The organism is Paenibacillus kribbensis (genome assembly GCF_002240415.1).
Taxonomy (GTDB): domain Bacteria; phylum Bacillota; class Bacilli; order Paenibacillales; family Paenibacillaceae; genus Paenibacillus; species Paenibacillus kribbensis.
In genome coordinates, this window is sequence record NZ_CP020028.1 from 5,672,975 (window position 1) to 5,697,407 (window position 24,433).

At 48.8% G+C, this 24,433-nt stretch carries 24 protein-coding genes; all 24 read left to right on the forward strand.

Going from position 1 to position 24,433, the window contains the following annotated elements; translation table 11 throughout:
* The first annotated feature begins 17 nt into the window (after window positions 1-17).
* The 24 genes from rpsR to B4V02_RS25430 all read left to right on the forward strand — a co-directional run bounded on the left by rpsR (window position 18) and on the right by B4V02_RS25430 (window position 24,419).
* A complete protein-coding gene (gene rpsR / locus B4V02_RS25320) occupies window positions 18-290 on the forward strand; it encodes a 30S ribosomal protein S18 (protein ID WP_007433228.1) in 273 nt (90 codons plus the stop codon).
* 537 nt (window positions 291-827) lie between these two features.
* Window positions 828-2,567 (forward strand): ABC transporter substrate-binding protein, encoded by a 1,740-nt coding sequence (locus B4V02_RS25325; protein WP_094156853.1) that lies wholly within the window; start codon window positions 828-830, stop codon window positions 2,565-2,567.
* Window positions 2,568-2,635: 68 nt separating this feature from the next.
* The gene (locus B4V02_RS25330) at window positions 2,636-3,598 is read left to right on the forward strand and encodes an ABC transporter permease (protein WP_094156854.1); all 963 of its coding nucleotides are present in this window, start codon (window positions 2,636-2,638) and stop codon (window positions 3,596-3,598) included.
* 11 nt (window positions 3,599-3,609) lie between these two features.
* A complete protein-coding gene (gene opp4C / locus B4V02_RS25335) occupies window positions 3,610-4,533 on the forward strand; it encodes an oligopeptide ABC transporter permease (RefSeq protein ID WP_007433225.1) in 924 nt (307 codons plus the stop codon).
* 13 nt (window positions 4,534-4,546) lie between these two features.
* A complete protein-coding gene (locus B4V02_RS25340) occupies window positions 4,547-5,530 on the forward strand; it encodes an ABC transporter ATP-binding protein (protein ID WP_094156855.1) in 984 nt (327 codons plus the stop codon).
* Entirely contained in the window at window positions 5,527-6,498 is a 972-nt protein-coding gene (locus B4V02_RS25345) for an ABC transporter ATP-binding protein (RefSeq protein WP_094156856.1), read from the forward strand. Before B4V02_RS25340 ends, B4V02_RS25345 begins: the two co-directional genes overlap by 4 nt.
* An 86-nt stretch (window positions 6,499-6,584) precedes the next feature.
* Complete coding sequence (locus B4V02_RS25350; protein ID WP_094156857.1) at window positions 6,585-7,526, forward strand: D-alanyl-D-alanine carboxypeptidase family protein; 942 nt, start codon at window positions 6,585-6,587, stop codon at window positions 7,524-7,526.
* A 243-nt stretch (window positions 7,527-7,769) separates the two neighbouring features.
* The gene (locus tag B4V02_RS25355; protein ID WP_094157087.1) at window positions 7,770-8,828 is read left to right on the forward strand and encodes an LCP family protein; all 1,059 of its coding nucleotides are present in this window, start codon (window positions 7,770-7,772) and stop codon (window positions 8,826-8,828) included.
* 45 nt (window positions 8,829-8,873) lie between these two features.
* Complete coding sequence (locus tag B4V02_RS25360; RefSeq protein WP_007433210.1) at window positions 8,874-9,302, forward strand: CBS domain-containing protein; 429 nt, start codon at window positions 8,874-8,876, stop codon at window positions 9,300-9,302.
* A gap of 121 nt (window positions 9,303-9,423) precedes the next feature.
* Window positions 9,424-9,726: a MazG-like family protein gene (locus tag B4V02_RS25365; protein WP_007433209.1), complete on the forward strand. Its 303-nt coding sequence runs from the start codon at window positions 9,424-9,426 to the stop codon at window positions 9,724-9,726.
* A 5-nt stretch (window positions 9,727-9,731) separates the two neighbouring features.
* Window positions 9,732-10,649, forward strand: a complete 918-nt coding sequence (locus tag B4V02_RS25370; protein WP_094157088.1) for a DUF2232 domain-containing protein — start codon at window positions 9,732-9,734, stop codon at window positions 10,647-10,649.
* 11 nt (window positions 10,650-10,660) lie between these two features.
* Window positions 10,661-12,649, forward strand: coding sequence for a DHH family phosphoesterase (locus B4V02_RS25375; protein ID WP_007433207.1), 1,989 nt, complete (start codon window positions 10,661-10,663; stop codon window positions 12,647-12,649).
* On the forward strand, window positions 12,646-13,089 hold the full coding sequence (rplI, locus tag B4V02_RS25380) for a 50S ribosomal protein L9 (protein ID WP_007433206.1): 444 nt from the start codon (window positions 12,646-12,648) through the stop codon (window positions 13,087-13,089). The genes B4V02_RS25375 and rplI overlap by 4 nt, the downstream gene beginning before the upstream one ends.
* 2 nt (window positions 13,090-13,091) lie before the next feature.
* Window positions 13,092-14,450, forward strand: coding sequence for a replicative DNA helicase (gene dnaB / locus B4V02_RS25385; RefSeq protein WP_007433205.1), 1,359 nt, complete (start codon window positions 13,092-13,094; stop codon window positions 14,448-14,450).
* Window positions 14,451-14,827: 377 nt separating this feature from the next.
* Window positions 14,828-16,114, forward strand: a complete 1,287-nt coding sequence (locus B4V02_RS25390; RefSeq protein ID WP_094156858.1) for an adenylosuccinate synthase — start codon at window positions 14,828-14,830, stop codon at window positions 16,112-16,114.
* 114 nt (window positions 16,115-16,228) lie between these two features.
* Window positions 16,229-16,495 carry an FAD-dependent thymidylate synthase gene (locus tag B4V02_RS26025; RefSeq protein WP_244188405.1) on the forward strand — a complete coding sequence of 89 codons (267 nt, stop codon included), beginning with the start codon at window positions 16,229-16,231 and terminating at the stop codon, window positions 16,493-16,495.
* A gap of 185 nt (window positions 16,496-16,680) precedes the next feature.
* Window positions 16,681-17,505: an ABC transporter permease gene (locus B4V02_RS25395; protein WP_094156859.1), complete on the forward strand. Its 825-nt coding sequence runs from the start codon at window positions 16,681-16,683 to the stop codon at window positions 17,503-17,505.
* 27 nt (window positions 17,506-17,532) lie between these two features.
* A complete protein-coding gene (locus B4V02_RS25400) occupies window positions 17,533-18,564 on the forward strand; it encodes an ABC transporter ATP-binding protein (protein WP_007433202.1) in 1,032 nt (343 codons plus the stop codon).
* Between the two features lie 103 nt (window positions 18,565-18,667).
* Complete coding sequence (locus B4V02_RS25405) at window positions 18,668-19,837, forward strand: extracellular solute-binding protein (RefSeq protein WP_094156860.1); 1,170 nt, start codon at window positions 18,668-18,670, stop codon at window positions 19,835-19,837.
* A gap of 2 nt (window positions 19,838-19,839) precedes the next feature.
* Window positions 19,840-20,682, forward strand: a complete 843-nt coding sequence (locus B4V02_RS25410; protein ID WP_094156861.1) for an ABC transporter permease — start codon at window positions 19,840-19,842, stop codon at window positions 20,680-20,682.
* Between the two features lie 31 nt (window positions 20,683-20,713).
* Complete coding sequence (locus tag B4V02_RS25415) at window positions 20,714-22,201, forward strand: hypothetical protein (protein WP_094156862.1); 1,488 nt, start codon at window positions 20,714-20,716, stop codon at window positions 22,199-22,201.
* Window positions 22,198-22,665, forward strand: a complete 468-nt coding sequence (locus B4V02_RS25420; protein ID WP_094156863.1) for a hypothetical protein — start codon at window positions 22,198-22,200, stop codon at window positions 22,663-22,665. The genes B4V02_RS25415 and B4V02_RS25420 overlap by 4 nt, the downstream gene beginning before the upstream one ends.
* Window positions 22,658-23,680 (forward strand): CehA/McbA family metallohydrolase, encoded by a 1,023-nt coding sequence (locus B4V02_RS25425; RefSeq protein ID WP_094156864.1) that lies wholly within the window; start codon window positions 22,658-22,660, stop codon window positions 23,678-23,680. The genes B4V02_RS25420 and B4V02_RS25425 overlap by 8 nt, the downstream gene beginning before the upstream one ends.
* A gap of 22 nt (window positions 23,681-23,702) precedes the next feature.
* On the forward strand, window positions 23,703-24,419 hold the full coding sequence (locus B4V02_RS25430) for a GntR family transcriptional regulator (protein WP_094156865.1): 717 nt from the start codon (window positions 23,703-23,705) through the stop codon (window positions 24,417-24,419).
* Window positions 24,420-24,433: the final 14 nt, after the last annotated feature.

Consider the following 24,433-nt stretch of genomic DNA (forward strand, 5'->3'; position numbering starts at 1 on the left):
GAAAGGACTGACAAAGAATGGGCTTCAGACAAAGAGAAGGCGGAGACGATAACAAAAGACCAGCTCGTCGTGGTGGTCGCAACAAACGTCGTAAAGTATGTTTCTTCACTGTGAACAAAATTACTCACATTGACTATAAAGATACAGACCTGCTTAAAAAATTCATCAGCGAGCGTGGAAAAATTCTTCCTCGTCGTGTGACTGGAACAAGCGCGAAATATCAACGTATGTTGACAATCGCGATCAAACGTTCCCGTCAAATCGCATTGCTTCCTTACACTACTGAATAGTAGCGTGATGGAATAAAAAAGAGATGTTCCCGATGCTGGGAGCGTCTCTTTTTTTGTGACTTTTTATATTGACAACAAGTGCCATCTATTGTAACTTACTAATAATACAATCCATGTTTAACCATAGCACGTAAGTTTATCTTTTATTTACTTGTAAGATTACAAGTTCCCCAACTCACCAGAGCAAACATCCCGATACTCCATAATGTTATTTTATATTACATCAAGTTCTATATTTTTTCATTTCATACAAATTAAATCCATAAAATTCACATAAATAGATATCTAAAATTTTTTAGATTACATAAAAAAAGATATTGACGTGATGTTATTTTACACTTAAGATAAACCTTAATAAAAATGTAATGGTTACCAGTTCACAGAATTGACCAAGGGTCTAAAACACGTGTTTACGCTATCATGTGTGACAGTAAGGAGGATGTACAGACTTACATTTTTAAACCTAAAGCTTTAATGGATTACCGCATGAATGAGTCAAGCTGTTAAATAAAGAACCGACTAAGGGGGATTAACAGAATGGTAATGACGAAGAAATGGGTTTCTTTGCTTATGGTGCTTACGATGGTTGGTGTTCTGTTTGCAGGATGCAGTGGAGGTGCTAATGAGGCACAGCAACAGCAGGGCAATGCGGAAAATAAAACAGAGGGTAATGAATCCAGTACACAAGTGACGGAGGGTGTCATTAAAGCGACTGATCTGGCACAAAATCCGCCGGGAGCAACCAATCGAAAAGATAATATAGTGGTAGGTATGACATCACCTAAAGGGGTATTTAATCCGTTTTTCTGGCAAACAAGTTATGATTTATATGTAGTCAGAACGGTGTTTGATTCCTTTTTGCAGGTGAAAGCAGATGGTACATATGAAAATAGTCTGGCTGACAAGGTTGATGTATCGCAAGATGGTCTGAAATATACATTCCATCTGAAACCAGGTGTAAAGTATAGCGACGGCACGCCGGTAACGGTGAAGGATTATGCCTTTGTTCTCAAGGTGCTGCATGATCCAAATTACGACGGTGAAACGGACGTTCTGTCGTTCAAAATTAAAGGCGGTAAAGAATACCACGATGGCAAAGCCAATGATATTTCCGGTATCAAAGTTATTGATGATAACACGGTAGAAGTAACAGTCACAGAAGCAACAGCCTATACTAAGGATTTCTTGGGTGAGCTATACTTCATGCCAGAAGCTTATTACGGAAAAGGCTACAAAAAGGGTAGTCTGGATAGCATCAAGGCGCTTAATAACAAGCCAATCGGCTCTGGACAGTATGTGCTGAAGAGCTTTTCTCCGGGCCAGCAGGTCGTATTTGAAGCGAATCCAAACTACTTCAAAGGCGCACCGAAGGTGAAATCGGTTATTTTCAAAACAACGACGGAAGAGACTAACCTGTCCATGCTGCAAACAGGTGAAACAGATATGGATAACGTTACGGTTACCGAGGATAACGTAGAAGAATTGAAGGCTCTGGGCTTCCTGGATGTGCATATTATGCCGACGAACGGCTATGGATATATCGCGTTTAACCACAAAGAAAAGAAATTTCAGGACCCTAAGGTACGCCAGGCTCTGACCATCGGCTTGAACCGCAAGGAGATTGTACAGGGCGTATATGGCCCATATGCGAACGTGATTAACATTCCACAGTCTACAGAATCTTGGTCTTACACGGATGAAGGCATTAACAAGTATGAATTTGATATGGCTAAAGCGAAGGCTTTGCTGGATGAGGCAGGATGGAAGGCTGGTGCGGACGGTATCCGTGAGAAGGACGGAGAGAAACTGACCATTAACTTCTCTGCGACCGCAGATAATCCCGTAGTAGAAGCGTTGCTGCCGATTATGACCAACAACTACAAGGAACTGGGCATTAAGCTGACATCTGAAACATTGGATTTTAACGCAATTATGGATAAAAAGGATACGGGCAAGTACGATATGTTCTTTGCAGCTTGGGGCTTGACACCTGATCCGGATTCAACGGTTTATATTACAAATGGTGCACAAAATGATATCGGCTATTCGAACAAAAAGGTCGATGAGTTGTCGTTTGCCGGTAAGCATGAATTGAATCAAGAGAAGCGCAAGGAGATTTACAAACAGCTCTATCAAGAATTGAACAAAGATTTGCCAGTTATCTTTATGTACCAACGCAGAGATATGTGGCCGATTAATGGACGTTTGACCGGCTTTGATATCTCGCCATACAAGGATTTTGAATTCACTTTGCATGACGTTCAGATCGCTCAATAAGGGTTGCCAATCGTATGCTCAGCTCTCACGGGCTGGGCATATCACTTTATTCGTCTGGAGGAATGATTATGAAGCAGTACATTATTCGCCGACTGCTGCAGCTCATCCCTACACTTATTGGCATATCCATTATCGTATTTGCGATTTCAGCCATGGTGCCGGGTGATTATATTACAGCCAAGCAGAACCCGAATATGACCGCCGAAAAGGCGCAGCAGCTACGACATATCTACGGGTTGGATAAGCCGGAGTACCAACGCTATTTTATATGGGCCGGTAATATGCTGAAGGGAAATATGGGAGATTCATTACAGCATAAGCAGCCGGTAACGAAGGTCATTGGCAATTATGTATGGAACTCTTTTATTATCGCTTTTTTTAGCCTTATTTTTAGCTGGCTGATTGCGATCATTGCTGGAGTGTTTTCAGCCAAGTTTCAATACTCCTTGTTCGATAAGTTTGTCACATTATTCATTTTCTTATGTATGTCACTGCCATCATTCTTTATAGGTCTTTTGGTGATCAAAATATTTGCACTCGAATGGGGGATTCTCCCGGTTGGGGGCATGACCACAGCAGGGATGGAGCCAGGCTCGTGGGCTTATATGGTGGATATTCTCAAGCATATGTTCCTGCCGACACTCGTACTTACGATGTTGAGTACAGGCAGCCTAACCCGGTATTTCCGTACAGGCATGCTGGAGGTTATCCGTCAGGACTACATTCGTACTGCACGTGCCAAAGGCTTGAAGGAACGGACGGTTATTTTCAAGCACGCTCTGCGCAACGCACTGATTCCGGCAATCACGCTGCTTGGCTTCGAGCTCCCTGCCTTATTTGGCGGGGCCATGATTCTGGAGAAGGTATTTGTGTGGCCGGGTGTGGGGCAGGTTTATCTGGAGTCAATCAGCATGCGGGACTACCCGTTTATGCTGGGCTTTACCATTTTCCTGGCGGTCCTTACGCTCATTGGAAATTTACTTTCTGATGTATTGTATGGCATGGCAGATCCAAGAATTCGCTTGAAATAGGAGGGATACTATTGTCCGCAGAAACTGTCACGATTGAACCCAATCAAAAGGCGGCGATCCGTCCTGAAGCGTCTCCATGGAGAATCGCCGTTCGCCGTTTTAACCGAAACCGCCTAGCTTTAGCCGGACTTGTTATTTTGATTCTGATGGTGATCATCTGTACATTTGGGCCGATGATTTCACCTTATCATTTAGATGATTACAAGCTATCTGACAAAAATTTATCGCCTAATGCTCAGTACTGGCTCGGTACGGATAAGTTTGGTAGAGATATTTTGTTGCGTACGATGCTGGCTGGTCGTATTTCCTTGACGGTGGGGCTGGTTGCCACGTTTATTTCGGTTGCAATTGGTGCGACGTTAGGGGCGCTGGCAGGATTTTACCGTAAAAGCGTGGATACGATTATTATGCGGATTGCCGATATTTTTATGGCATTGCCTACGTTGCCGCTGCTTATTATTTTAGGTGCGGTGTTATCCGATTTGAAGGTTGACCCGTCGAACCGGATTTATTTTCTGATGCTCATTATCGGAGCCTTGAGCTGGACGAGTTTGTCCCGTCTGGTCAGAGGGCAGATTCTTACACTGCGTGAACAGGAGTTCATGCAGGCCACAGAAGCTCTGGGCTTGAGGGATCGCCGAAAAATATTCCGTCATTTGCTGCCGAACACCATTCCTACCATTATTGTTACGGCTACGCTCGGGGTGGCGGGTGCGATTATTACAGAGTCTGCGCTCAGTTATCTGGGAATTGGCGTGGTGCCGCCTACACCTTCGTGGGGGAATATGATTTCGGCGGCGAATAACCTGATCGACTTCCGCAAACGGCCTTGGATATGGGTTCCGCCGGGCATGTGTATTCTCATTACAGTTGTAGCCATTAACCTGATTGGCGACGGTTTGCGCGACGCACTGGACCCTAAAATGAAGAAGTAGGAGACGAACGTTTATGGAAAATGCTTTGATTGAATTTCGTAACCTGAAAACCCACTTTCATACCTCTAGCGGAACTGTCAAAGCGGTCAATGACGTCAGTTTTAAAATTCGTGAGGGTGAAACGCTCTGTGTGGTAGGGGAATCCGGCTGTGGTAAAAGTGTAACGGCGATGACGATGATGCGGTTGATTGATTCTCCCCACACTTCAGACGGTGAAATCTGGTTTGAGGGCAAAAACCTCTTAACGCTTAATAAAGGTCAAATGCAGCAAATTCGCGGCAATGACATTTCGATTATTTTTCAGGAGCCGATGTCTTCTCTGAATCCGGTGCTAACGATTGGAGAACAGATTACGGAACCGCTGCTCATGCATACATTAATGAGTAAAAAGGAAGCACGTGCGCGAGCGATTGAACTGATTAGCCTGGTAGGCATTTCGCGGTCGGAGGAAATATTCCATTCCTATCCCCATGAACTGAGTGGCGGTATGCGCCAGCGGATCATGATTGCCATCGCATTAAGCTGTAATCCGAAGCTGTTGATTGCAGATGAACCGACAACGGCTCTGGATGTGACGATTCAGGCACAAATTCTCGATCTAATGCGGGACTTGAAGGATAAGCTGAAAACATCCATTATGCTGATTACACACGATTTGGGTGTTGTGGCAGAGATGGCTGATTATGTGGTCGTCATGTATGCCGGCAATGTCATTGAAGAGGCTCCTGTCATTGAGCTGTTCAAAAACCCGCAGCATCCGTATACTCAAGGGCTATTAAAGGCGAAACCTGTCATTAATCAGAAAATGGATCGACTGTACTCCATCCCTGGTCAGGTTCCCAATCCGATTGAGCTGGAAGAAAATTGTCATTTTCATGATCGGTGTGCGCATTGTATGCAAATTTGCAAGGATCAGGCTCCTCCCTTGAACGAAAAGGAGGATGGTCATAAGGTTGCCTGCTGGCTATATGAGAAAGAAGGAGGGCAACAGATATGAGCGAGCCTTTAATTCAGGTGGAAGGGCTGAAAAAATATTTTCCGATCACAGGCGGCGTATTTCAGCGTACTGTAGGATATGTGAAAGCGGTCGATGATGTATCGTTTGACATTCATAAGGGCGAATCCTTCGGTCTGGTAGGGGAATCGGGCTGTGGAAAAAGTACGATTGGGCGGACCATTCTCAGGCTGATGGATAAAACGGATGGATCAGTGCGATACAAAGGAGAAGACCTGCACGGGTTAAGCAAGGAGCGAATCCGAGCGCTTCGTCCCAAGCTGCAAATCGTCTTTCAGGACCCTTTTAGCTCCTTGAATCCAAGAATCAAGGTCGGTGAAGCCATCGGGGAGGCGTTGCTGGATCACGGACTGATTGACCGTGGCGAGCTGCGGAAGAAGGTTAACGAAACGCTGAACATTTGCGGTCTGTCCTCGTATCACTATGATCGGTATCCGCATGAGTTCTCTGGCGGTCAGCGCCAGCGGATCGGGATTGCACGGGCTTTGATCTTGAATCCTGATTTTATCGTGGCAGATGAACCTGTGTCTGCGCTGGATGTATCCATTCAGGCCCAGATTATTAACTTGCTAAGCGATCTGCAGCAGGAACGTCAATTGACGTATCTGTTTATCTCGCATGACCTGAGTGTGGTTGAGCATCTGTGCAGCCGCATTGGTGTAATGTATTTGGGCTCAATGGTAGAGCTGGCTTCCAAGGAGGAGCTGTTCCGCAATCCGCTTCATCCGTATACGAAGGCGCTGCTATCGGCGGTTCCGATTCCCGATCCGACGGTCAAGAGACAGCGAATTGTCCTGAAAGGGGACATTCCTTCTCCGGCCAATCCGCCGTCTGGCTGTAAGTTTCATACGCGCTGTCCTATGGCGGAAGCGCGCTGTAAAACAGAGGCTCCAGTATATCGGGATGCGGGCGACCAGCATTTTGTAGCCTGCCATTTTGCTATAGAATAAAAAAAGCAAGAAAATTGTATTTTTTTTTCGAAAAATTGCAGACAAAATGATTTTTTCATCGTCTAATAAGTATGGGGGTTATGATGATGATGAAAAAACACTGGTTACGTTGGGCTATTATTGTCCCGGTACTTATCATATTGATTTTTATTACGCTTGGACCCCGCCTGTTGGTCGGGAAGCCGGATGTGGATGCAGAGGCTGCGGTACTGATGGACATGCATACCGGGGAATTGCTGATGGATGTGAACGGCAATACGCCTATGCCCTCCGCCAATATGTCCAAGCTCATGACCGAGCTGTTAGTGCTGGAGGATATTCGGACTGGACGGTTAGGCTGGAATGACGAGGTGCAAATTAGCCGTTACGCGAGTACGGTGGGGGGTATAAATCTATCTCTACGGTATGGCGAAAGGATGACGGTATCCGAACTGTTCCAGAGTATGGTTGTATATTCAGCCAATGACGCCGCTGTGGCACTGGCAGAGCGCTCGGCAGGCAATGAAGCGGCTTTTGTGAAGCGTATGAATGAGAAGGCTGCCCAAATTGGACTGTCATCCGATAGCCGCTTTACCAATGCATCTGGAGCAGGGCAGAGTGAACTGGGACCGAATCATCCCGAGGATATTCGCGGAGAAACGAAAATGACAGCAAGCGACACGGCAAGGCTGGCTTCTTACCTGATTGCGTCACATCCGGAGATTCTAAGAACGTCCAGCCGTACGCAAATGGAGTTAAAAGATAAGGGACTCTACATTAGTAATACGAACTGGATGCTGCCTTCCCTGGCTGGACCGTACTCTTACGCCGGAACGGATGGCCTGAAAGCCGGATATACGAGTGATGCTGGATATTGCTTCACGGGTACCGCAGAGCAGCATGGCAGACGGTTAATTGCTGTGGTACTCGGTGCGCCGAGTAAGGAGGAGCGATTTGAACAGACACGGAAGCTGTTCGATTATGGTTTTTCGCTGTCAGCTTCTTTTCCGATACGGCTGCAAAATTTGGTGAAGCTGTCGCTGCACTAGGGCAAGGAAGGAATCTGAAGGGCTACATAGGATACAGGCTACAAAATTGAAATGAGGCATGAGGCTTTGACCGTGAGGGCGAAGCCTTTTTGGTATGGTTTTGAGCGTATGCGCCATGGCACTTTTGACAACAAGGCAGCAGACCTTTTATGCTTTGAGGGGAAGCCTCCGCTTCATGAGGGATCTATTCGGTTTAATGAAAAGATGGGATTTGTGAAGGAGAGAAGGAAGGAAGAACCTGTTATGGAGAGAAGACATAAGAGAAGGACCAGCGGCAAGCCTCAAAAGAAAAAAAGGTTTACCGCCCTATATATTTCATGTATTGTTTTATTTCTGGTCGCAGTGGGAGGGTATCTATTCCGCAAACAGTTAACACTGGTGGCTTTTGACTGGTTTGTATCTCCGACGTTGGAAAGAAAATTGGAGAAGTCCTATCAGCCGCGCCTGTCTGGAGAACAGAAGCAACAGGAGACGGTGGCTTACCATCAGGAACCGTTTTCGGTGCTGCTGCTGGGCACCGATCAAAGGCCAGACGAAAAGGCGCGCGGTCGCTCGGATACGGTTATGTATGCGGTAGTACGGCCTGCGGAATCGCGTGTGCTGTTGATTTCCATCCCCAGGGATACGTATGTACAGATTGCCGGACATGATCCGAATCGCGATGGTGAGGATGATTTTGATAAATTGGGACACGCTTATGCGTTCGGAGGCGAAGATATGTCCATGGCTACGGTAGAGAAGCTGATGGAGCATAAGGCCGATTATTATGCTACGATTAATTTCCAGGGTATTCAGGATGCCGTGAATGCAGTGGGCGGAGTTGTGCTTCCAATCGACAAGCCGATTGAGAACAAAAATCCGCTGCATATCCAGTTTCGCATAGAGGCGGGGAAGCCGCTTTATAATGGTGAAGAAGCCATGTATTATGTTAGATATCGGGAAGATAGCGACTTTAACCGTACGAAGCGACAGCAAATTTTTCTGAATGCTATGGCAGATAAGCTGCTGAATATCAACGGAATTTCCAAAATTCCGGAGCTGCTCGATATTATGGGGACCAATTTCAAGACCGATATGGAGCCTGCTTTTATTACAGGGCTCGGCAAGCAGGCTATTACGCAGGGTGAACCACAGATCTCAAGTTTTACGATTACGGGGGAAGGGTTCAAGAAAAAGGGCGTGTATTATGATCGTGCCAATGAACAAGAGCTGGAATATGCCAGACTTCTGATCGCGAATTGGCTGGATTCCGGTACAACCCCGCAGACGCTGAAGCTTTCCGACAAGCAGGACATTCAGTGAGTAATCATTTGATTTACATTTGATTTTGAGGGGGATTCGTTTCTCATGAATATCGCTTTTTTCTTGCTTCCCAAACAGGAAGTCGCTTGTGTAACGGCGGATGCTACTTTGCGGCAAACGTTGGAGCGGATGGAATATCACCGTTTCACAGCGGTTCCCATTTTAGATAAGGAAGGTAGATATACGGGTACGGTTACAGAAGGTGATCTGTTGTGGCATATGAAAGAGTCTGAGGGGAAAATCACCTTCGAAAACGCTTCTAAGTTTATGCTCAAGGACGTTCCGCTGCGGGTTTCGATGAAGCCGGTGTCTATTGATGCGAATATGGAGGATTTAATTAATTTGGCTAAAGTACAGAACTTTGTACCCGTTGTGGATGATATGGAACGGTTTATCGGTATCGTGCGCCGCAGCCAAATTATAGAGTATTGTGAAAAGTTTGTGTCCAGAGAATCATTTAATACATCATCTTAAAATAAGCGCATAGCTGCTTTTGAAAATAACGATTTCTCCTATGGGGCAACAGTTATTTTCAAAATAGGATATGCTATAATGGAGAATAAAGCTTTTTCAGAGGAGTGTGACTCTTCATCATATGCCTAAGGAAATGGATGTTGTGAAAAGGGCCAAGGTTATTGAATGGCTCAAAACAGAAGTTCTTGACCAAGTTTCCCGTCTGTTTAAAGCGATGTGGGAAGGCAGTACAGCCCGTATTGGCGATTGTCTGGCGAGCTTAATGATGAGCAGTTATATTTTGGGAAGGCGTCTTGGAGTGTCTTACCGTGAATTGGATGATCTACTCATCGACAAGCTAAGAAGACACAGAAAAGAAGGACACCAGTTGGAGGATTGGTATCAGGATATCTCTGCACTGGAAGAACATATGCGTAAGAGGTGAAAATGTTGAAATTCCGCTTGGCAACTGTAGCATGGAGCGTTATTTATTTGCTTCTGCTGCTGACTTTATTGACACCACTGAAAATCATTACCGTATTTTTGCTAATTGTGCCTGGCGCTGTACTGTTTTCATCGCTGCATTTCAAAGGATTCTTAATTCACGTCATGCCGGCGTTGTTGATTTTGGCGCTACTAGACGTGTATTCATTGCTCCTTGCGATTTATTTTCTGATTCCTTCCATGTTGATGGGACGGATATATAAAAGGGGAGGATCTTCTTTTCAGGCTTTGATGACAGGAATGGGTGTTATTTTAGCCGAGTTCTTGGTTGTATTGCTTATCGCTACGTATTCATTCGGATTCGATCTTTCGCAGTATCTTCGCGATCAGGCGGCGATAACGGAAAATATTGTACAGCAGATTTTAAGCGCCAACCCGATGCTTTCGGGCACAAATTGGACTGCGGAGGATACACAGCAGCTCGGTACGATGCTTATCGGTAGAGTGCCATATGTGCTGATTGTAACCTCCTTCTTATTGGCTGTAATTACACACGCTTTGGTACGTCCGGCATTGAGTAGTCTCGATGTGCCTGTGCGCAAAATGAAGCCTGCTCGAGAGTGGAGGCTGCCGCGAGCGCTAATCTGGTATTATCTGCTGGCTATTGTGATTGAATGGATAGCAAGTTCCTCCAATGGCAGCTGGATTCAAATGGTTTCCATCAGTATGCTGCCGCTAGTCCATGCATGCTTCACCATTCAGACGATTGGTTTTGTTTACTTCTGGATGCATAGCCGTAAAATGAGTTCGGTGATTGCACTGCTGCTGTCGCTCGTCGTCCTGATTGTCCCACCGCTCCGCATTATAGGTATTATTGATTTGGCCTTTCCGCTGCGTGAAGCTATTACAAGATCAAAGAAATAAGGTGAACAGTCATGCCTAAATTTCTACAAAAACGCTGGCACGGCTATCAAACTGCCTGGGCGTTTTTGCTGCTGCTGGTGCTTGTCATATGTATTTCCATGTACAATTGGGAACTGGGTGTGATAGGACTGCTGCTGTCATTCTTGCTTGGCGGGCTGATGCTGAAGACGGAATTGGATTTTCGTCGGGAGATGAATCAATATATCAGCGGTCTTTCCTTCCGGGTCAAGCGGGTAGAGGGGGAAGCCATCAGCACACTGCCGTTTGGGATCATTTTATACAGTGAACATCGAACGGTAGAATGGCATAATCGGTTTGTCGGGGAAATGTTCGAGGAGCAGTCGCTGATCGGCGAGCCTCTGCAGGATCTATTTCCCCAACTGGCAGGAGCTTTAAGTGTCAAAAAGGAAACCAAGGAGCTGACTCGCGAGCTGAAGGTGGAGCTTCAGCATGATGAGCGCTACTATCAGTTCCTGATTGTGCTGGATGAGCGCCTGATATACCTGTATGAAGTAACGGAGCTGGCGGTGCTGCGCAAGCAGTATGAAAACGAGCGCCTGGCGCTCGGTATCGTCATGCTCGACAATATGGACGAGGCCGCTCAGGGGATGGACGATCAGCAGCGCACTGCGCTTATTGCGAAGGTGACAAGCGAGATTACGTCCTGGGCGAACCATTACAATATTTATTTGCGCCGCTTGTCATCCGAGCGCTATCTCATTATGCTGAATCATAAAGCGCTTCAGGAACTGGAGCAAAGCCGATTCGTCATTCTGGATACGGTAAGGGAAATGACGGCGGATTTGAAAGTGCCCATGACACTGAGCATCGGTTTGTCCTTCGGTGCGGAGAGCATCAAGGAGCTGGGCGAGCTGGCTCAGTCCAGTCTGGATATGGCGCTCGGACGTGGGGGCGATCAGGCAGCAGTGAAGGCCGGGCAGCGCCTGTCCTTTTATGGAGGCAAGTCCAACGCTGTCGAAAAGCGTACAAGGGTGCGCGCTCGGGTCATTGCCCATGCGCTGCGTGATCTGATGCAGGAGAGCGACCGCGTGCTGATCATGGGACACAAAATACCGGACATGGATGCATTGGGAGCGGCCATCGGCGTGTGGAAGGCTGCAGCGCTGTACAATGTAGAAGCACATATCGTGCTGGATAAATCCAATCCGTCCATCGACCGGATGATGGAGCAGGTTAACAAGGACGAGAAGCTGTCGCAGGCACTGATGACGCCGGAGCAGTCGCTTCAGGCCATGACCGAGCATAGCCTGCTGGTCGTGGTGGATACGCACAAGGCCTCGATGACGATTGAGCCGCGTCTCGTGCAGACGGCAAGCCGGGTGGTTGTTGTAGATCACCACCGTCGGGGCGAGGAATTTATCAACGATTCGGTTCTGATCTATTTGGAGCCATATGCGTCGTCGGCCTGTGAGCTGGTGACCGAGCTGCTGCAATATATCCATGAGAAAGTCCAATTGACACCGCTGGAGGCGACATCGCTGCTGGCCGGGATTACGGTGGATACCAAGCATTTTTCCCTGCATACAGGCTCACGTACGTTTGAGGCGGCCGGTTTTTTACGGCGCAGCGGGGCAGATACAGTCATGATCCAGCGTATGCTAAAAGAGGACCTGGATGAATATATTGCTAAGGCGGAAATTATTAAGCATGCTAAAATGATATATGGCCACATCGCGATTGCGGTGACAGAGCCTGGACAAAAAATACCGCAGCTTCTGATTGCTCAGGTGGCGGATTCATTACTCAATATGACGGATGTACTGGCCTCTTTTGTGGTCAGTGAACGTCCTGACGGCCTGGTGGGGATCAGCGCCCGTTCGCTCGGGCGCATGAACGTACAGGTCGTCATGGAACGGCTAGGCGGCGGAGGACATCTGACGAATGCGGCGGTCCAGCTGGATTGCTCGCTGGAGGAAGCCGAGCGCAGAGTGGTCGACGTGCTGGCCGAAATTGATGGGGAAGAGGGGTTATTTGAATGAAAGTGATATTCATTAAAGATATGAAGGGTCAAGGTAAGAAAGGGCAGGTTAAGGAAGTATCCGACGGTTACGCAGCGAATTTTCTGCTGCCGCGTGGTATTGCCCGTCCAGCAACGGAAGGAAATATGAAGACGCTGGAAAATCAAAACGCTGCTGAGGAAAAACGCAAGCAAGAGGAAAAGGAAGAGGCACAAGTACTCGGCAAAAAGCTGGAAGAGACAACAATTCAGCTCAAAGCGAAGGCTGGAGACGGCGGACGGCTGTTCGGTGCAATTACAAGCAAGCAAATTGCAGAGGCTGTTGCTAAAACCGGCATCAAGCTGGATAAACGCAAAATCGAGCTGGAAGAACCGATTCGTACGCTCGGCGTGACTCAAATGACCGTCAAGCTTCATCCTGAGGTCAAAGCTACGCTGAAGGTACAGGTGACTGAAGAATAATTATGGGCGGCGAATTTTTTGATCGGATTCCTCCGCAAAATCTGGAGGCTGAACAGGCGGTTATCGGGTCCATTTTGCTCCAGTCCGAAGCACTGATTACCGCGATGGAGCGGGTGCAGACCGAGGATTTTTACGATAAGGCTCATCAGATGATTTACGAAGCAATGATTGAGCTGGGTGAATCCGGGCAGCCGATTGACTTGGTTACGCTGACCTCGAAGATTCAGGACAAAGGTCAGCTGGAGGATATCGGCGGTGTCAGTTATCTGGCGAAGCTGGCTCACGGGGTGCCAACAGCGGCTAACGTGGATTACTATGCCCAGATTATTGAAGAAAAAGCGATGCTTCGTCGCTTGATTCGCACAGCTACGCAAATTGTGAGCGAAGGCTATAGCAACGGCGAGGATGTCGCCGGTATGCTGAGCGATGCCGAGCGCAAGATCATGGAGATCTCCAACGGGCGCTCAGGCAGTGGTTTTATCGCCATCCGCGATGTCGTGATGGAAGTGTTCGACCGTGTCGAAATGCTGCATCAGAACAAGGGCAACACAACCGGAATTCCATCTGGCTTCGTTGACCTGGACAAGATGACGGCAGGCTTTCAGCGCAATGACTTGATCATTGTAGCGGCCCGTCCATCTGTAGGTAAAACGGCGTTCGCCCTGAATATCGCACAAAACGTTGCAGTGCGGGCGAAAGAGACGGTAGCCATCTTTAGTCTCGAGATGTCGGCGGCTCAGCTCGTACAGCGGATGATCTGCGCCGAGGCTAATCTGGACGCGAACGTCATGCGGACAGGTGAATTTAAAGGCGACGAGGATTGGGCCAAGCTGACGATGGGGATTGCAGCCTTGTCCGAGGCAGAAATCTATATCGACGATACGCCCGGTGTCACTGTCGCCGATATCCGTGCCAAGTGCCGCCGTCTCAAGACGGAGAAGGGACTTGGCATGATCGTAATCGACTACTTGCAGCTCATTCACGGACGCGGCAAAGCAGGCGAGAATCGGCAGCAGGAGGTATCGGAAATTTCACGGACATTGAAGCAAATTGCCCGTGAACTTGAAGTGCCCGTTATTGCCCTTTCCCAGCTGAGCCGGGGTGTGGAGCAGCGTCAAGACAAGCGACCGATGATGAGTGACTTGCGGGAATCGGGTTCCATCGAGCAGGATGCCGACATCGTCGCGTTTCTGTACCGGGACGATTACTATAATCAGGAAACGGAAAAGAAAAATATTATTGAAATTATCATAGCCAAGCAACGTAACGGCCCGGTCGGAACGGTAGAGCTGGTGTTTCTCAAAAACTATAATAAATTCGCCAATTACGAGCGTGCCCATTCGGATGCGTTCGCGGGCTAATGTAATGAATATATTAGAAAATGGCTCTTTCGACGCGTGTTTTGCGAGTTGAAGGAGTCTTTTTCATAGGCTATTTACATATTTTCATATCAGGATTGAAACTCCTAATTACGAACAATACTATTTTCATGTGATATATTGTTCGTTTTTTATTTGACTTTGAAAAATGGTACTGGTACACTTATAGTGCTGCTTCAACGCAGTGGGGAGATCATTACGCCCGGGGCTTTCCGACCTACGGAATGTCTGCGACGGACGTTTTTTCCTGCTGTCCGAGAACGCTCCATATCTGTTCGCTAAGACAGTTAAAGTCAGATGTGCGTAGTGTGTCAGCTCAAAATCAGAGTGTCTGTGGGCACTCCACGGAGGAATGAAACATGTCAACTGTAGTCGTTGTGGGAACACAATGGGGAGACGAGGGCAAAGGTAAAATCACGGACTATTTGGCAGAAAGTGCTGAAGTGGTGGCCCGTTACCAAGGCGGAAACAATGCTGGTCATACGATTCTCATTGACGGTAAAAAGTATAAGCTGAGCCTGATTCCATCCGGCGTTTTTTATGAAGATAAAAAGTGTGTTATTGGCAACGGCATGGTAGTGAATCCAGCCGCTCTTATTGAAGAAATTAATTATATTCATGATAATGGCTTTTCTACGAAAAATCTGGTCATCAGTGACCGTGCACATGTGATTATGCCTTACCATATGACGCTGGACGTACTGGAAGAAGACCGTAAAGGTCCTAACAAAATTGGTACGACGCGTAAAGGGATCGGCCCTGCTTATATGGATAAAGCTGCACGCAACGGTATCCGTATTGCTGATTTGCTGGATGCGGAGGAGTTCGAGAAGAAGCTGCGTCATCTAACGAAGGAAAAGAACCAAGTGATCCAGCAGGTATACGGCGGTGAGCCGCTGGATGTAGAAGTAATACTGAAGCAGTATCTGGAGTATGCAGAATTTATTCGTCCTTATGTAAGCGATACGTCTGTTGTGCTGAATGATGCGATTGACGCGAACCGTAAGGTACTGTTCGAGGGTGCGCAAGGCGTTATGCTCGATATCGACCAAGGTACGTACCCGTACGTAACGTCCTCCAACCCATCGGCTGGCGGCGTATGTATCGGTTCCGGCGTCGGACCGTCCAAAATTCAACAAGTGATCGGTGTAGCCAAATCGTACACCACTCGCGTAGGGGATGGCCCGTTTCCAACCGAGCTGAACGATGAGATCGGTGATTATATCCGTGAGACAGGTCATGAGTACGGCACCGTTACAGGTCGTCCTCGCCGTGTAGGCTGGTTTGACAGCGTCGTTGTGCGCCATGCCCGCCGTGTCAGCGGACTTACGGGTCTGTCCCTGAACTCACTGGATGTATTGACAGGCCTGAAAACGGTCAAAATCTGCACAGGCTACAAATACCGTGGCGAGATCATTACGCATTATCCGGCAAGTCTGAAAATGCTGGCGGAGTGCGAGGCGGTATACGAAGAAATGCCAGGCTGGAGCGAGGACATCACTGGTGTGAAAACATTGGAGGAGCTGCCTGAGGCAACCCGCAATTATGTACAACGTGTATCCGAGTTGACAGGCATTCCTATCGCCATCTTCTCTGTGGGTCGTAACCGTGATCAAACAAACCAGGTGCTTCCGATTTACTTGTAAGACAGAATGAACGGGGATGGGTTAAGCCGATTGCCTCGTTCAATGATATAGCTGTTGCTTACGTCAAAAGAGAAACCCAGTCTTTTTCAAAGACTACGGGTTTCTCTTTTTGTTTTGTTACATACAAAATTCGGGAAACAAAGAAAGTCATCCACGCTTCAAGCCGTCAGCCATTTTCTGAATCAAAGAATCGCATATGATGCTCAACAGGAAATTCAAGAATATGCAAAAGCAGTATTGGAACTATTCAAAAATGCTTACCCGAATGCACTGAATGAACTAAAGAATAGAACAAGTAGAACGAGAACGAAGTGGACGGAATGGTGCTGTACAAGCGATAGCGTTCGCCTTTGTGCCCGGATTACAACCATTTTAGCTTGATTTAAGGAAATCCGGGCACAACAGCGATGGGAAGCACCATCCGTTCGCGTAGTGGCGCTTCGTGTACATTTTCCGTCCCTCTTTACATAATCTTATCTTCCTTGTCGATTTGTGATAACAAACCCTCTCTATAATCCAAATTGAAAAGAGATTCGGACGTCTAGACGTCTTGAGAGGGATGAATTATGAACTGGTATCTTCGCTCACTCGGCACACGCAAAATTGTGGAATTCATCGTGCTTGTCGTTTTCGTCATTTTTTTTCTGGGGCCTCTGACCAATCTGCTTCTGTTGGCGGTTTCGGGAAAATGGCAGTATCCTGCACCGCTCCCACAGAGCTTGTCACTGGAATGGTGGAAGTTTGTACTTACCCAGGATGACGTACTCAGCTCGATTTCCCTATCCTTCCTGATTGCTATTACCGTTACGGTCTGCTCGATTATCGTATGTGTTCCTGCTGCCTATGCCTTTGCCCGGATTTCCTTTCCGCTCAGCAAGTGGTTTCTATTCTCATTCCTGCTCACGCATGCTTTTCCGAAAATGGGTTTGTATGTATCTATTGCCGTGCTGTTTTACCAATTCGGGTTGATGAACACCTTTGCAGGCATTGTACTCATCCATATGGTGAACACGCTCATGTATATGACATGGATTCCTTCCTCTGCGTTCCGCAGCGTACATCGCGCACAGGAGGAATCCGCACGGGATGCCGGAGCCGGACCGTTTCGGGTGTTCTGGAAAATCACCTTTCCCATGGCGTTGCCCGGTATTGTGGTTGCTTCCATTTTTACCTTTCTCGCTTCACTGGATGAGGCACAGGGGACACTGCTGGTCGGAACACCGGACTATAAAACGATGCCAGTCATTATGTATTCCATTATTGCCGATTATCCGAGCACAACGGGTGCTGTGTTCTCGGTCATTCTTACTCTGCCAACGATTATTCTGCTATTGGCCGCCAAGCGTTTTGTAAGTGCGGATGTACTGGCAGGCGGATTTCAGGTGAAATAACGTAACTGGTCAAAAGGAGCCTAGATCATGTCCATTCAACTATCCATTCAAGAGCTAACCAAACGCTTCAAGACAGGAGACGGAGTCAAAGGCATTTCACTTGACGTAATGAAGGGGGAACTGGTGACGCTGCTTGGGCCGTCCGGCTGCGGCAAAACAACCGTGCTTCGCTCGATTGGCGGCTTTCTTGACCCAGACGCTGGTGACATCCGGATTCAAGGTAAAAGCGTACTGAAGCTGCCTCCCGAAAAGCGCCCGACAGCCATGGTGTTCCAAAGCTATAATCTGTGGCCGCATATGACGGTGTATGACAATCTGGCCTTCGGACTGAAGATCCGCAAGGTGAAAAAGGCGGAGATCGACCGCCAGGTCAAGGAAGCGCTGGCGCTGGTTCGGCTGGAGACGGCGGAACGCAAAACGCCCGGTCAGCTCTCAGGCGGCCAACAGCAGCGGGTAGCACTTGCCCGTGCTCTGCTGCTAAAGCCGGAAGTATTGCTGCTGGACGAGCCTTTCTCCGCACTGGATGCCAAGCTGCGGATGGAGATGCGGGAGGAGCTGCGCGACATCCAGATGCGGACGGGAATGACGATGGTGTTCGTCACCCACGATCAGGAAGAGGCTTTGTCCATTTCGGACCGGATTGTAGTCATGAATGCAGGCCGGATTGAGCAGCTTTCGACGCCGCAGGAGATTTATGACCATCCGCAGTCGCTGTTTGTGGCAGGATTTATCGGCCGTATCAATTTATTAAGGGGGGTGAGCAAAGGCCGCAGTGTCTCCGTGAGTGGAATACCTTTTCCGCAAGAGCATGAATACACAGGTGAATCCATGGTAGGTGTAAGGCCGGAGGATGTTGTTCTGACGAATGAGGACAACCCGTCTCTGTCTGGAACGATCCGGCAGGTGATGGTTCTCGGGCATTATGCCGAGGTGTCGCTGGACAGTGGTACGGATCATCTGAAAATGTTTGTGCCGCGTGAACGGGCTGCCGAGCTGCGCAGTGGAGAGCAAATCAGATTCAGCTTCAATAAAATTGTTACTTTTCCAGCAGCACAGTGAATGTCTACCATCAACCTTCTACATTGCTTCAATATCAATCCATCATGAACGCATCATCTAGCGGTGTTGCGAACTTGTGCAACCATCTAAAGGAGGAAACAACGTGTTTGGGAAAAAGAAGATGAGTCTGATTTTGGCTGGGGTGCTCAGCCTATCGTTATTGGCTGGATGTGGGAACAGCGGCAAAGCCGCAACCACGACAGGAGAGGCCAAGGACACGAAAGCAGGGGCAGCTGCAGGCACAACGGAGATTTCCTTGTACACTGGCGGATCTTTGAACGTCAAAGAGTTATGGGAAACCTTAATTAAAGATTTTGAAGCTAAAAATGATCGCATTAAGGTCAAACTGGTATATTTGCCAGCCGGAACCGGAGGCGCATCGACGCTGGATCGTCTGATCGCAGCCAAAAAGAGCGGACAAACCGATGTGGATATCGATCTGTACGAGGGCAGTCTGGATGACATCACCAGAGGCGCAGGTGAACAACTGTGGGACACGATGGACGCCAAGAAGGTTCCGAACCTGACCAATGTCGATGAAACCTACCTGAAGCAAGTAAATAATCAGGCTATTCCATACCGGGCATCTTCGGTAGTTCTTGCCTATAATAGTGCGAAGGTGGCTACGCCTCCCAAAACAGCGGATGAGCTGTATACGTGGATTCGCCAGCATCCCGGCAAGTTTGCTTATAACGACCCGTCCACGGGTGGTTCAGGCAGTTCGTTTGTAAATACCGTCATTTATAACTTCCTCCCGCCAGAGGCCATGAACAGCAATGATCCGGCTAATATGAAGAAATGGGATCAAGGCTTCTCGCTGCTCAAGGAACTGGGACCTTCGATGTATCAAAAGGGTGTCTATCCGAAAAAGAATCAGGGAACGCTTGATATTCTCGCGAGCGGAGAGGTGGATATGATTCCAGCCTGGTCCGATATGGCTTTGGAGCAATTGGCGAAAGGACTGCTTCCTGACACAATCAAGCTGACGCAGATTGATCCTGCTTTTACAGGCGGCCCGTCTTATCTGATGGTTCCTTCCCTTTCCTCCAAGAAGGAAGCGACACAAGAATTTCTGAACTATGTGCTGACACCGGAAGCACAGAAGGTTGTTATCAATAAAATGTATGGATATCCGGGAATCAAGTGGAGTCTGATGCCAAGTGAGCTGCAAGAGAAATTCAACAGCGTATCTTCAGGCTACCGCAGCTTCAACAGCGGCGAGCTTCAGCAGGAAATCTACAAACGCTGGCAAAGTGAAGTCGCAGGCGGCTGATCATGAGTTCATCTTCTAAAAGAGGGATGGTGGGGCTTGCCCTGGTCATCCCGTCTTTTCTCATTTTGCTGGTGGTCGTTATTATTCCCATTCTCTATGCCGTGAAGGAAAGCTTGATTGATCAGCATGGAACCGGCTACGGCCTGGCGAACTATATTCGGCTGTTCACAGAGCCTGCCATGCGCAGAAACATCATATATACGATCAATATCACGCTAGTCTCGACAGCCCTTACGCTGGTCATCAGCTATGCTTTGGCGATTTACCTGAGATTTGGCAAAGGGGTCGTCGTGAAATGGATAGGCCGATTGTATTTTATTCCGATGTTTGTTCCCGGAGTAATTGCAACGTATGCGATTATTACGATGTATGGCAATCACGGCTGGGCTGCACGTCTTTTGCTGCCGCTCGGCATTGAAACCATTCCCAGGATTATTTATGACTACAAAGGGCTGGTGCTGGCTAATTTGTGGTTCAACATCCCGTTTGCAACCATGCTGCTCAGCTCGGCACTTGCCAGCATTCCGAACGCTGTGGTCGAAAGTGCCAGAGATGCGGGCGCCAGCACGATGCAGCTGTTTGGGCGCTTTATTTTACCCCTTTCCTACAAAACGATGTGGGTCGCGGTGACTTTCATTTTTATGGGAATCATGGGCAGCTTCACAGCTCCGTTCCTGATCGGTGCCAACTCGCCGCAGGTATTGGGTGTCGCCATGCAGCAGGTATTTTCCAGCTATCAGGAAACGCATACGGCAAGCGCTATGGCAGTGTTTATGTTTTTACTGTGTTCTTTCATGGGCTACTTTTATATTCGAACCATGGTGAAGGATGCGGATGCGGGCTAGAGGGCCGCTATACACTAAGGAGGTTACAGGGATGAACAGCCAAGCAGAAGTGCAGATGACCGGGTTTCGCGGGGAATTACAGGAAAAAGACCTGCTGGATTGCGGGTATCGGATTGCCTTACACAAAGCCGAGGTCGAGCTCAGCACGGGGAACGGGTTCCGATTTACGTTTTCCATGCCGGAAGACGGATTCGCAGAGCTGGATTTGCTGGCCCGCTCGGAGAGCGACTGGGCTGCGGCAGATCGGGAATCAGCCTTCGTGCGCCTCTACCTGAACGATGTCTATAATCAGGACGTTATTTTGTATTATGGCAGCAGCCTGGGTGTGTACACTCGTTTGTTGGGGTATTTGAAGGAAGGCGATTATGAGGTGTATGCGGAATTCCGCGAACTGGAGTCTGCTCCGCTGGTGTCCAGAGCCTGGATCGACGGGGTCGAGCTGCGCTGTGTGGCTGATTCTTCGGCCAGATCGCTTGTCTATCGCCACACCCCTCTTTTGTATGGTCGCAATCTGTCCCATCCCTATGAAAATCGTTTCACGGATACGCCGCTGGTTCTGTTTTATTCGGTGGCAGAGGAGGAAGAACGAACGATCATCGAATATCAGATGATGTTCAGCCATGAGGATGAAGGAACGCCAGCACCGCTGTTAATGAGCAAGTGGGGAAGAACAACAGATATTGAATGGATGTATCGGGTTGAACTGGATGCGGAAGGCCATGTGCTGAGTGCTGTTTTCCAAGGCCCTCATCACATCACTACTCCTTTCCAGGGAAAATATGCTTTGGGCGGGCATCCTGTTCTTCAATCGGCTACGACCAATGGCAACTTTACAGATCATATTACGTCAGGCTACCGTTTTATGCTGGCGCCTTCCTTCCAGTGGAAGCCAGAGGAAGAGCCGCGTGAGGCGGTTATGAGTCGTTTTCCTTTTGCCTATCAGGTCACCGGGTGGGAAATGGAGCGCCAGCAGGAGCTGGAAATGCCATCGCTTGCGTCATCTATCGCCCTTGCTTCTCAGCGAAGCTACGTCTTTATCCAGACGTCCAAATATCCTGTGCCCAGTTCCGACGGTGAACGCGCTTTGCCATCCAGACCGGGCTTTAATCGACGTGAAGAGGATGCCTGTGTCGATATCCAGCTTCGCCTGCATGGCTCCGAGCAGTGGTATTCATCGTGCCATCATGATCTGAGACTCGGAGATTTTAGAGCCGCTTATGAGGGGGCTGAGTCACATTTTTCCACGACGATCAAGCTATCGGGAGAGCCTGCGCTGGATGATATAGCGGAAATCAGAGCAGTACTGCTGGAAGGCGGTGCCGATCGTATGAAGGTGGCGGGATTGTATGCTTTTATGCTGAACGAAAATTATTTGCCGCAGCAGTCGGGGATTCGTACCAACCGGGTGCTTGAGCTAACAAGGGATATCCCAGCAGGTATTCTATGGGCATCGGCAGATGAGGCAGACCCAGGTGCTAATGCTGAGAATTACCAGGCAGGCAAGGATGAGCATGTATGAGCAAGCTGCTGTATGTAGAAGGAACAGTTGATCGTTCCTGTACCCAAAGCCATATTACGTACTCTTTTCATATTTCACAGTCGGCAGACATCATTCGCATTCAATTTTCGTACACCCCCAAGCTGCTGGAGGATCAGGAGCAGGCTCGAAGCATGATTGAAGCGAGCATGAGCCGATACGGATACGATGAACCGGGTCATGCCGAGGATGCGTGGAAGAAGTATGCGCCACTGCAAAATTTATTAACGCTGTCTGTCGATGATCCTGTTCGCCATCGGGGCAATGCGCACCGCCCCGAGATGCAGCAGGAGCATCGACTGGGTCCTTCCGCGGCTTCGCCGGGATTTGTCGCAGGCGACAATCCCGCAGGAATGTGGAGGATAACCGTCAGTCTGCATGCCATTGTAACAGAGAAGCTGGCATACAGCATTCAGGTATGGGGGGAGGACGCTGCACATGGTTAAATGGATTCCAGCGGAGCTTCATACCCATACGCTTCACAGCGATGGCAAGCAAACACTGGAGGAGCTGGCTCAAAGCGCAGCCAATCTCGGGCTTGAATGCATCGCCATGACAGATCACAATACCCAATCTGCACTTGTAGATCAGGAGTGGGTCGAGCAGCAGTTTGGTGTCCCGATCATTTCAGGGATGGAATGGACCACCTTTTACGGGCATATGCTGACGCTTGGGGTAGACTGTTTTATCGACTGGCGTGTTCTCGGGCCGGACGATATTCACGAGGGGATTCGGAAGGTGCATGAGCAGGGAGGGATTGCAGGGATTGCCCATCCGTTCCGGATTGGAAGTCCGATCTGTACGGGGTGTTTTTGGGAATATACCATTCAGGATTGGCATGAGGTCGATTATATCGAGGTATGGTCAACGCTCATGCCGTCGATCAAGCGTGACAGCCAGCGAGCATTCGCGATGTGGACGGATTTGCTGAATCAGGGTTATCGCATCACGGCGGTAAGCGGTCGGGACTGGCACGTATCCAAACCGGATGATGCCCTTCCGGCGGTCACTTATCTGGGTGTGCAGGAGGAGACAGGAGAACAGGGGACCTTGGCGATCCGGGCCGTTGAGGCGATTCGCAATGGCTCTGCATCGGTTACGATGGGGCCGTTGCTGACGATGCAGGCACAGGTTAAGGGGGATGACAAGCGCTATCGTATCGGGGAATGTGTAGGACCGATGGTGGAAGATTCGCTGTCGGTGACGATACAGTTGGATACAGAGACCAGAGCCGCCCATTACCGTCTGGAGCCGCAAAGCCTTCGTCTGCTGCTGACCAGCCGTCAGGGGACATGCTCTGAAATCCACATTCCTGCTCAATCCGGAGAATATACGATAACACTGCAAGACCCGGCAGAAAAGGGCTGGGTACGAGCTGAGCTATATGGATGTATGGAAGACTGCGTTACTATGATTGCTTTTACGAATCCGATTTATATCGCTGGAATCCAATCATTATGATAGAAAGGCTGGGCATTGGACGGTGTCGACCAAACAAGAGAGCATTAAGTTGCTCATAGAGGAATATATAGAGGCTAACCAGATTGGCCCGGGTGACAGGCTGCCTTCGGAAGCCGCGCTTTCTCAATCGTTCCGAGTGTCGCGTACGACGCTGCGTGGAGCCATTCGCCAGCTGGAAGCGGAAGGAAAGCTGCTGGTGAAGCACGGGAGCGGTACGTTCGCCACTCGTCCGCTCCCCAGCATTCCCAGTTCGTTGGATCGCTTGTACAGCATCGGGGATATGATCCGTTCTGCAGGGCTGCGGGAGGAAGAGCAGCTGAAATCCATCCAGAGGATTTCGGCGTGTCCCCCGGATATTGCCGACCGAATGGAGCTTTCCGAGCATGAGCCGATGATTGTACTGGAGCGTACGCGTACCGCGGACGGAGAGGCGGTGGCGCACTCTATAAACTGGATGCCGGAGAAGTTAGCGAATCCAATTTTGGATAACGGCTCTTTTTCAGGGTCCTTATTTCAGAGCCTGGAGCTTCAGGCCGGGGTACGAATTGTAGGGGCATATTCAGAGCTTACCGTTCCGAATGATCACGATGCCCACGCGGCACGTTTGCTCCAACAGCCACAGGCTACGGTATTACTGCTCAAGCAGCTTCATTACGATGAGCTGAACAGACAGGTGCTGTATTCACTGGATTATGTCCGCAATGATATTTTCCGCTTTTGGGTACGCCGGACCCGCTGATCCACTGCTAGGTC

Bases quoted from the DNA above. Each gene is read 5' to 3' on its own strand.
- rpsR (WP_007433228.1), top strand. From the start codon at position 18: ATGGGCTTCAGACAAAGAGAAGGCGGAGACGATAACAAAAGACCAGCT.
- B4V02_RS25325 (WP_094156853.1), top strand. From the start codon at position 828: ATGGTAATGACGAAGAAATGGGTTTCTTTGCTTATGGTGCTTACGATG.
- B4V02_RS25330 (WP_094156854.1), top strand. From the start codon at position 2,636: ATGAAGCAGTACATTATTCGCCGACTGCTGCAGCTCATCCCTACACTT.
- B4V02_RS25340 (WP_094156855.1), top strand. From the start codon at position 4,547: ATGGAAAATGCTTTGATTGAATTTCGTAACCTGAAAACCCACTTTCAT.
- B4V02_RS25345 (WP_094156856.1), top strand. From the start codon at position 5,527: ATGAGCGAGCCTTTAATTCAGGTGGAAGGGCTGAAAAAATATTTTCCG.
- B4V02_RS25350 (WP_094156857.1), top strand. From the start codon at position 6,585: ATGATGAAAAAACACTGGTTACGTTGGGCTATTATTGTCCCGGTACTT.
- B4V02_RS25355 (WP_094157087.1), top strand. From the start codon at position 7,770: ATGGAGAGAAGACATAAGAGAAGGACCAGCGGCAAGCCTCAAAAGAAA.
- B4V02_RS25360 (WP_007433210.1), top strand. From the start codon at position 8,874: ATGAATATCGCTTTTTTCTTGCTTCCCAAACAGGAAGTCGCTTGTGTA.
- B4V02_RS25365 (WP_007433209.1), top strand. From the start codon at position 9,424: ATGCCTAAGGAAATGGATGTTGTGAAAAGGGCCAAGGTTATTGAATGG.
- B4V02_RS25375 (WP_007433207.1), top strand. From the start codon at position 10,661: ATGCCTAAATTTCTACAAAAACGCTGGCACGGCTATCAAACTGCCTGG.
- rplI (WP_007433206.1), top strand. From the start codon at position 12,646: ATGAAAGTGATATTCATTAAAGATATGAAGGGTCAAGGTAAGAAAGGG.
- dnaB (WP_007433205.1), top strand. From the start codon at position 13,092: ATGGGCGGCGAATTTTTTGATCGGATTCCTCCGCAAAATCTGGAGGCT.
- B4V02_RS25390 (WP_094156858.1), top strand. From the start codon at position 14,828: ATGTCAACTGTAGTCGTTGTGGGAACACAATGGGGAGACGAGGGCAAA.
- B4V02_RS25395 (WP_094156859.1), top strand. From the start codon at position 16,681: ATGAACTGGTATCTTCGCTCACTCGGCACACGCAAAATTGTGGAATTC.
- B4V02_RS25400 (WP_007433202.1), top strand. From the start codon at position 17,533: ATGTCCATTCAACTATCCATTCAAGAGCTAACCAAACGCTTCAAGACA.
- B4V02_RS25410 (WP_094156861.1), top strand. From the start codon at position 19,840: ATGAGTTCATCTTCTAAAAGAGGGATGGTGGGGCTTGCCCTGGTCATC.
- B4V02_RS25415 (WP_094156862.1), top strand. From the start codon at position 20,714: ATGAACAGCCAAGCAGAAGTGCAGATGACCGGGTTTCGCGGGGAATTA.
- B4V02_RS25420 (WP_094156863.1), top strand. From the start codon at position 22,198: ATGAGCAAGCTGCTGTATGTAGAAGGAACAGTTGATCGTTCCTGTACC.
- B4V02_RS25425 (WP_094156864.1), top strand. From the start codon at position 22,658: ATGGTTAAATGGATTCCAGCGGAGCTTCATACCCATACGCTTCACAGC.